1 protein-coding gene is annotated in these 272 nt (G+C 43.4%); it reads left to right on the forward strand.

Annotation, left to right across the window (positions count from 1 at the left end; translation table 11 throughout):
- Nucleotides 1-272 (forward strand): winged helix-turn-helix domain-containing protein (locus tag ACNQ0W_RS25700; RefSeq protein ID WP_417933343.1); only part of this gene is annotated, 272 nt, incomplete at both ends.

Below are 272 nucleotides of genomic sequence, written 5' to 3' on the forward strand. Positions count from 1 at the left end.
GTCTATGAAAGAACAAAACTTAAAATTACAAATTAGAATTCTTTTAGAGCAAAATATTGCATTTGGTCCGGGTAAGGCGGACTTACTTGAAGCAATTGCGAGAACTGGTTCAATCTCACAAGCTGCAAAATCTATGAATATGAGCTACCGCCGTGCATGGCAGTTGGTCGACACCATGAATCAGTGCTTTGAAACAGCTTTAGTGGAAACACAAACGGGCGGAACACATGGTGGTGGGGCAGCCGTTACAGCTTTGGGCCAGAAAGTCTTAC

The organism is Enterobacter cloacae complex sp. 6730903 (assembly GCF_048283985.1).
GTDB lineage: Bacteria > Pseudomonadota > Gammaproteobacteria > Enterobacterales > Enterobacteriaceae > Enterobacter > Enterobacter hormaechei_C.